This is a genomic window from Blautia sp. HCP3S3_D9 (genome assembly GCF_052063845.1).
Lineage (GTDB): Bacteria > Bacillota > Clostridia > Lachnospirales > Lachnospiraceae > Blautia_A.
Window position 1 is genome coordinate 46,080 of the sequence record NZ_JBQHWS010000013.1, and the last position, 7,576, is coordinate 53,655.

The 7,576-nt window shown below is 39.7% G+C and carries 9 protein-coding genes; 6 read left to right on the top strand and 3 right to left on the bottom strand.

What is annotated here, in order from left to right:
- Positions 1-159: 159 nt before the first annotated feature.
- The 5 genes from ACTNES_RS04910 (at position 160) to ACTNES_RS04930 (ending at position 3,523) form a co-directional block, all read left to right on the top strand.
- On the top strand, positions 160-1,386 hold the full coding sequence (locus tag ACTNES_RS04910) for a DUF4367 domain-containing protein (protein ID WP_441038664.1): 1,227 nt from the start codon (positions 160-162) through the stop codon (positions 1,384-1,386).
- A 167-nt stretch (positions 1,387-1,553) separates the two neighbouring features.
- On the top strand, positions 1,554-1,802 hold the full coding sequence (locus ACTNES_RS04915) for a type II toxin-antitoxin system prevent-host-death family antitoxin (RefSeq protein ID WP_441038666.1): 249 nt from the start codon (positions 1,554-1,556) through the stop codon (positions 1,800-1,802).
- 1 nt (position 1,803) lies between these two features.
- The gene (locus tag ACTNES_RS04920; RefSeq protein ID WP_441038667.1) at positions 1,804-2,103 is read left to right on the top strand and encodes a type II toxin-antitoxin system RelE/ParE family toxin; all 300 of its coding nucleotides are present in this window, start codon (positions 1,804-1,806) and stop codon (positions 2,101-2,103) included.
- 42 nt (positions 2,104-2,145) lie between these two features.
- A complete protein-coding gene (locus ACTNES_RS04925; protein ID WP_441038669.1) occupies positions 2,146-2,970 on the top strand; it encodes an endonuclease/exonuclease/phosphatase in 825 nt (274 codons plus the stop codon).
- Positions 2,963-3,523: a hypothetical protein gene (locus ACTNES_RS04930; protein WP_441038671.1), complete on the top strand. Its 561-nt coding sequence runs from the start codon at positions 2,963-2,965 to the stop codon at positions 3,521-3,523. Before ACTNES_RS04925 ends, ACTNES_RS04930 begins: the two co-directional genes overlap by 8 nt.
- A 496-nt stretch (positions 3,524-4,019) precedes the next feature.
- On the opposite strand, the gene tnpC is transcribed toward ACTNES_RS04930, so the two are convergent.
- The 3 genes from tnpC to tnpA all read right to left on the bottom strand — a co-directional run bounded on the left by tnpC (position 4,020) and on the right by tnpA (position 6,781).
- On the bottom strand, positions 4,020-5,735 hold the full coding sequence (gene tnpC / locus ACTNES_RS04935; protein WP_441038673.1) for an IS66 family transposase: 1,716 nt from the start codon (positions 5,733-5,735) through the stop codon (positions 4,020-4,022).
- 309 nt (positions 5,736-6,044) lie between these two features.
- Entirely contained in the window at positions 6,045-6,404 is a 360-nt protein-coding gene (tnpB, locus tag ACTNES_RS04940) for an IS66 family insertion sequence element accessory protein TnpB (RefSeq protein ID WP_441038675.1), read from the bottom strand.
- Positions 6,398-6,781: an IS66 family insertion sequence element accessory protein TnpA gene (gene tnpA, locus ACTNES_RS04945; RefSeq protein WP_441038676.1), complete on the bottom strand. Its 384-nt coding sequence runs from the start codon at positions 6,779-6,781 to the stop codon at positions 6,398-6,400. The genes tnpB and tnpA overlap by 7 nt, the downstream gene beginning before the upstream one ends.
- A 542-nt stretch (positions 6,782-7,323) precedes the next feature.
- Between tnpA and ACTNES_RS04950 the strand changes: the two genes are divergently transcribed.
- A partial coding sequence (locus tag ACTNES_RS04950) for an Arm DNA-binding domain-containing protein (protein ID WP_441038678.1) occupies positions 7,324-7,576 on the top strand: 253 nt, incomplete at its 3' end.

Here is a 7,576-nt window from a genome sequence, read left to right on the forward strand (position 1 = left end):
ATTCAAAGCGAAGTGAAAAAACAGCTTCAGGACACGAAGGTGGTTAATATTCAGACAAGAAGAGTGAAAAAATGGACAGGTGCCAGAGTGGCTGCAGCAATAGCCGTATGTGTATTGGCTACATCGACCATAGCCTATGCAGGTACCAAATTATATCATATGTTTTTAGAAAAACAAGGAGCCTACAGTATCGTAACTGGAATTAAGGCGGATGGCAGCACAGGGAAAATTAATCTTCCTGAAAAAATTCATGATATAGATATCTCAGCAGGATATATTCCAGAAGGTATGGAATGGATTGATGAATTACATTTGGAATATCCTGAGCATGATCGAACCGGAGGATTCAGCTTTGCATCTGTGCTTTTAGACGAGGATGATTTGAGCAAAGTAATGCAAGATAAGAATGTTGTTGACTGTGAGGAAAGAACTTTTGGCAATTATGAAGGTGTATACCTCAAATATAATGACCTGGCAGAGGATGGGTCTTTTAATCAAAGGATTTATCTCCTTTGCCCAGATGTATATCGTGTAATTACTGTTTATATCGGTGATGATATTTCAAAAGAGGATGCCATTAAAGTGGTTGAAAACCTTGTAATCACTGAAAATGATACAATGATTGAAACAGCTGGTTTGTATACGTGGAGCGAAATGGTATCCCCTGAGGAATCATCGGGACAAGAAGTGATGACTTCCATTGCAGATAATAAATTGCCAATGCATCAGATTGGTGAAACATTTAATATGTTAGCATATGGTGAAGACAGCGATGGCAACTATATTGAAGATAATAATATTTCAGTTTGTGTTGATTCGGTTCACGTGGAAGACGATCTGCAGATGCTTGGTCAGAATAATGTGCCGGAAGAATGGATGACTGCAGTCGGAGCAGATGGAAAAATAGTAAACAATACGCTGTCTTATATTAAGTCTGGTGATGGTGTTAATACTGTGGATGAGATTGTAAAAACAGAAAGCATGAAACAAAAGCTCGTTTATGTGACAGTCACTTATACCAATAAGACAGATGAAGAAATAAATCATTTGCTTTATCTTGGTACTTTAATGTTAATGAACCATGAAGATGGAATATATCAAATTTGTAATCAGGCAGAACTCTCTGGTGAAGACTGCGATCGTGTCATCTGGGATGGCGTTGCACATACAGCGGAAATGACATATTACAGTGTATCTGAGGATTATGGAAATGGAGGAAATTATATTTCTTCCTTAATGCCAGGCGAGAGTAAACAGGTGAATATGGCATGGATCGTGAATGAGAATGAGCTGAATCATATGTATCTTAATCTTAACGGTGAAGGTGGAGCATTTCAGTTTTCAGATTCTATGTTAAAATCAGGATTGGTGGACATATATCAGTAATGAAAATCTTATTATAGAGAAGAGGCTGTCCGTAGTGGGCAGCTTCTTTTAGGTAGAAAAAGCATAGTTTGAATAAAGCTGTAAAAATCCACGTTGAATTTTACAGCTTTTTGTGTATAATATAGGTAACAGAAACAATATGAAATCAAGGAAGGAGCTGAAAGAATATGGCAAATATTTTACCAGTATCTGATCTGAGAAATTATAATGAAGTCCTGAAAAATTGCCGCAAAGGTGAGCCTGTATATCTTACTAAGAATGGCAGGGGACGATTTGTAGTCATGGATATAGACGATTTTGAACGTGATCGTGCAGAGAAGAAGCTCTTAATGAAGCTGCAGGAAGCCGAAGAAGCGGTGAAAGACGGTGAAGGCTGGCTTAATCTGGATGAACTGAAAGCACTTATGGGGGAATAAGATGTTAAAACTGCGGATTAACCCGATTGTTGCAAAGGATCTGAAGAATATTCGGGATTACATTGCTGAAGACAACGAGGAAAATGCTGCAAAAACCATAAAGGAAATTTATGGTAAATTTGAGAATCTTCAGTTGTTTCCGGGAATGGGGTCAGATCTTTCCAAACGAGTCAGCTTTCGGACAGACTATAAATATGCGATATGGGAAGATTATGTGATTATCTATAAAGTAGGCAAGGAGTATGTAGAGATTTATCGAGTAATCAACCGGTATCAGGATATTACGAGAATTTTTGAATAAGAATATTGGACATAATAAATATATGGAATTTGGAAAAGAAAAATGAGAATTCTATTTTGGAATACACATAAGAATAAGGATATTAATCCATACATTGCAAGTCTTGTTTGCGATAATGATATAGATATTCTTGCACTTTCAGAGTATGATGCAAATATAGATGAATTGGAAAGAATGTTTGGGGATAACAATCAACGTTTGATTAAATGTAATACATTAGGGTGTGAGAGAATTGATGTGTGGAGTAGCTATGCTAATATAAAGTCAGGAATCCAAGAGAAATATTATTCAATTCAAATAATTGATGATGATTTTGTTTTATGTTGTGTACATTTGTGTACTGATTTGTATGGGGATCATAGTGATGAAAGATTAGCTATCATTCAGAGAATAATGTATGATGTACATAAAATGGAAGATAAGATTCAATCACAACGGACGATAGTAATAGGTGATATTAATGAAATGCCATACGGAAGGGGTTGTTTAAATGCAAATGGTTTTCATGGATTACCAGCATTAAATATATCAGATAAATCTACAAGGACGGTAAATGAAATTGAGTATCGAAAATTCTACAATCCAATGTGGAATCTTATGGGAGATTTTTCTTATCCTCCAGGAACGTATTATGTGAATCAATCTAAACTTCATTCGCCAATGTGGTATATGTTAGATCAAGTAATTATGAGTCAAGACGTATTACCGCTATTTAATAGGGATAGTTTAAAGATAATTACAACTTGTAGTTATTCTGATTTAGTGGACGAGAGTAAGCATCCAAATCGGAAAATAAGTGATCATTTTCCAATCATGTGTGAAATAAATGATGAAAGAAAGCGTGAAAGGAGCATAGAAAATGGATAAAGCGAAATTTACATTTGAATTGATCGACAAGTATACACCAGAGGATGTTATAAAAAAATCATTAATTCAAATTGAGGAAGCAACACAAGGATATGTGATAGGAAATATTGAAGAATATAGTGGCCCGATATGTTCTTATACTAAACAGACTGGGTTGGCAGCAACATTGAGTTCTCTTCAAGCAAAGTCGGAAACTGTCACAGTTAATATACAAGATGATCTAGGAGAGCAGAGTAAGGAGAATCATAGATACGAAGTTTTTCTTACTGTAAAAGGATTGGAACATTATAGATATAGGATGATGTTTGTAGACTATGGGGCGATTTCTTACCCTGTAACAATCGTGTTGAATGAGATGTTAGCAATTGAATATAGTGGGAAGCGGAATGACACATATTATATTGATTCAATGAAAGAATTGGAAAATATGTTGGATGTAGTGATTAATTCTGATAGTATGATTTCGTTTATTCAAAAGCTTATAGATGAATCATTAAGGCAGGAAAGATTACAAAAACTTAATCCTAAGGATGAAACGATGTCCGATGAATAAGGAATTTGATATATAAGTTTATTATGATAATGATAACATGTTTGTGATAACAAATTGATAACACCGTTCAGTACAGTCTATGGACTTAGGACAGTGGAACACATATAAAACCAGATAGAACCATAATGCCCATACAAAAATGTATAGTGACAAGGATTTGTTTGCGAGTTTGAGTAGCACATTTTTTGCTCGAAACCCTATAGATTAAGGGTTTCGGGCACTTTTTTTATTTTCGTGATACACTTTTGATACACTTTTTGTAGCCAAAAGATCTTATGAAACAAATCTTTGAGTAATTTCTTATATCCAAAAAGGATATTTTTATTCCGAAAATATATCTATTTTTCCAAAAAACAAAAAATTTCATAACTGCTTTAGTAATACACAATATTTTATCCCATATGTATTTTGAAAGAACAAATACAGAGTGAGGAGGATAAGTTATGTATAAAACGTAAGCGATTAATAATCACCCGTGTACGACTTCCAGGAGACCTCAAATAGGAAGGTCCCCTCGATTTTCTGGCAGTATTTTTTCTGTATCTGTTATTCCTGAACAGTTTTCCTTTATGAAGTCACTCCACGGTATCAGCTGTTTTATGCCTGCGGGCTCATTTTTGTAGTCCGGCATATACAGCAAGAGTGTGTAGAGGTATTGATAAATGTTCAGTTGGTTCGCTTTGGCTGTTTCAATCAGGCTCATGACGACTGCACTTGCATTTGCACCGTCAACCGTGTCATGAAACAGAAAGTTTTTCCTGGCTGTTGCGTAAGATTTTGCCCTCCGTTCCGCTGCGTTGTTGGAAATCTCACATCTTCCATCCAGAAGATAGTTCATCAGCGTTTCTTTGTGGTTAAAGGCATAGTTTACTGCTTTTTCCAGTTTACTTCCTCCTGTTGGGTTAAGGGTTCCCAGCCATGACCAGAATTCATCCCATATTTCTGGTTCTTTTTCCTGGCGTTTCTGTTTCCGTTCCTCCGCCGGCAGTTCCTTGTAGCTGCGTTCAAGAAAAAACAGACGGTTGCAGAAGGCCACTCCTTTCTCTGCCGGAAGGAGTTTTCTGTCATCTGACGTTCCGGAAGAAGGGTCTTCCAGTTCCTGTTCTGAATTGATGTCCAGGAGCTTCAGCTTTTTCCGGCGTCCTGCAGGAACAGCTTCATAAAATTTCCTGCGGCAGTGGGCCAGACAGCATACCAGGATTACATCCTCGATCCTTCCGTATGCGGAGTAACCGTCACAGTGCAGTATTCCGCTGAATCCGGACAGGAACTCGATGGGATTTTCCCCGCTTCTTCCCGGTCTGTAATCATAAAGCACGATCCCCGGAAGTCCATCGGTCCCACTCAGATAGATCCAGAAATAGGATTTTGAGGTGGCTTCCCGCCCTTCTTCATGAAGCACCTGGCATGGCACCTCATCTGCATGGATCACTTCCCGCTGTAACAGTTCCTGGTGAAGTGCCTCATATACAGGAGTAAGGTATTCAAGCGCACAATAGTTATACCAGTGTGCTGCTGTCTCCCTTGGAAGTGGGACCCCTTTCTGGAACCAGTCTTTTTTCTGGCGGTAGAAGGGAAGATACAGGCCACTTTTCTGATACATGACCATTGCCACCATATCCGGTGATGCAGGACTATGGGGAAGCAGTGCAGTTGGTGTTTTGGCTGCCTTGATCGTTGTATCATCCTCCTCACGGCAGACAGGACAGACCATGGTTTCCTGAAGATATCTGACACGTTCTACTTTCGCAGGGGTGATCCTCAGTTCTTCACGGACAGTTTTATACCCCAGATGTTCCATAGGAGCATCACAGTCAGGACAAAAACGTTCTGATTCCGGCACATCACATTTGATATCCCGGATGGGGAGCAGCGCATACAGGTCATCACGTACAGATTTCTTTTTTCTGGCACGTGTATGTTCCTTTACCACAACAGCTTCTTCCTCTGGATCTGTATCCTGTGCAGACGGATCCCCGGATTGTTTATTCTTCACTTTTTCGCTGGAAGTACCAAAAAACTTTCTCTTAAACTCATCCAGGGTTTCATTCAGGTTCGCAATGGTACTTCTAAGCTCTGCCACCGTGGTGCGGAGTTCCTCAACGGTGGCACGCAGGTCAGAGATCGTCTGGTCCTTTTCTTTCAGACGGTCTTCCAGCTCCGTGTTCGTTTTCATAAGCAGCTGGATCATATCCTCAGGATTTACAGGCATTGGCTTTTCCTTCCTTTTATTTCTTAGCCTTATTATAAAGGAAAAGAAGTATGCCCGCAAACCAGCCGGATTTTCAGTTCGTCATTATGACGGGGGATAACTTTCCTGAAAAAAGACCAGAAAGTGTGACCATCATACCGTTTGGCTTTTTTTCAGGAAAGTTATCCACAGATAAATAACCAGGGTTGTTCCTGAAGCGGGAACATCCACAAATATAAAAGCCATAGAAAGCGGGTGGTGGATAAGTGATTTTTGCTTTTGATCCGAGACATAACTGAAAATTTATAAATTCTCTGTTTTGCACAAAGGCTAAAAATCTTTCTTCCGTCCACCTGCCCGGATCGCCTTTGGCTGGTCGATGGAAAGTCCTTCCATAAGCCACCGGAATTCCTGCCGAGAAAGAAGTCTTGCTTCGGAAGCATTTCTTGGCCACTGGAAGCGTCCGGTGCCATCCAGCCTCTTCTGCATCAGGACAAACCCTGTTTTGTCGAAGTAAAGGGCTTTGATCTTCCGGCTGTCCCTTCCACAGAACAGATAAACTGCGTTGGCGTATGGATCCAGCTCATAGGTATCGCGGATGATCGCCATGAGACCATCAAAACTTTTTCTCATGTCAGTGCGGCCGGTGATCAGGTAGATCTTTGACACACCGGAGATATCGCCTAACATGATCCCTGCAACGCAGAGATCGTATTGGCTATCGTTTCCCTGGCTGCCCTGTTTGAGATATCAAGCCGGATCCCGTTCATCCGGACTGTGATCACTGTATCAGGATGGATTTCCTCAACAACTGCTGTTTTGGCTGGAGGAATACAGAATTCCTGTTCCGGAAAAGAAACAGGAACGACCTCCTGTTTTTGGGGAATTGTATCCTCCCGTTCTGTGATCTCACATGCCTTGGACCGCAGGCGGCGTATATGATAATAAAACTTGCTTGGATGGATATGATGCTCTTCACACCAGGTTTTATCCGAAAGGCCACTGGTACGACACTCATGGATTATATTCAGCCATTCTTCATCAGAACGGCGCGGATGTCTTTTCAAAGTAAATCACTCCTAATCCTAAAAATATTTGGAGTGTTTTTTCACACAGGACCCTAAGGATATGAAGTAAAATGGTCCGAATAGTAAAGTAACATAGAACATGTATAGAAGTGCCACTCCATGAGAGAATTATCTCATGAAATAAGAAAACTGTCTAAACGGTGGGTTATTCATCGCTTACTATAAAACAGATGTATTTATTTCAGCAGAGGAAATTAAAGAGATAGTTGGTATTTCCAAATCAAAGGCCTACAGTCTAATTCAGGAATTGAATGCAGAGCTTAAAGAGAAAGGTTATTTAACAGTTACCGGAAGAGTGAGCAGAAAATATTTTGAAGAAAGATTTTATGGCTTACTAGTACAGCGAAAATTAAGTAACTGCTATATTGACTTGTCTGATTTTTCATCTGCGGCGTTGTCGTCAATCGCCGTAGCCACCGCTACGCCTCATTTCTCCGCCTTGCAGCTGAAGAAATCATCCTGCGTCAATATAGCAGAAACTTAATTTTCGCTGTACTAGAAAAAGAATAGGGAGGAAATGGATGGCTGTTTACAAGGACAAAAAACGTGGAACTTGGTATACCTCTTTTCTATATGTGGATTGGACCGGAAAACGTTGTCGAAAACTAAAACGCGGTTTTTTGACGAAAAAAGCGGCTCAGAATTGGGAAAATCATTTTAAGCTGCATTTTGCGCCAGTCAGTGGCCACTGGTGCGTTTGCCAGTGGACACTTGGCGCTACGAGTGGCCGGAAGTTAATCGACCACTTTGTGTTCGATCATAACGTTATAATGT